The following is a 411-nucleotide window of genomic DNA, read 5'->3' as shown; positions in this document are numbered from 1 at the left end:
TATCGGGCCGTTCAACCTGGACGTTTTTATAAGCATGTTTGCCCGGCTGCTTACTCAGCAGTCCTTGTTCTTTCATCAACCGACCTACTTTGAAACGGCCCATGGTAATGCCTTCATCGCGAAGCATCTCAACAAGTGTTCGAGTGCCCGCGGACTGACGACTTTTATCGAACAGACGCTTCACTCTGGCGCGCAGAATACGCCGCTTAGCACCAATCAGGCGCTGGCGCTTTCGTCGTTCGTAATAACTACTGACACCAACACCTAACGCTGAACAGACCAATTCTGTTGATTCATGCTCCCTCAACCGGTCTATCAGCGCGTGGATTTCAGGTCGTCGGACATCAAGAGAGCAGTAGCCTTTTTTAGTATAGTTTTTTCTCGTTCCAGGCGATTAACGCGGGCTTCCAG

General features: G+C 50.4%; 1 pseudogene. It reads right to left on the bottom strand.

Annotated features, from left to right (window positions below):
* Positions 1 to 411 (bottom strand): annotated as a pseudogene (locus AC27IB_RS23520) (IS3 family transposase); the annotation flags it as partial.

This window comes from Alteromonas sp. 4NH20-0104 (assembly GCF_057547795.1).
This window is presented reverse-complemented; position numbering and strand designations above follow the sequence as displayed.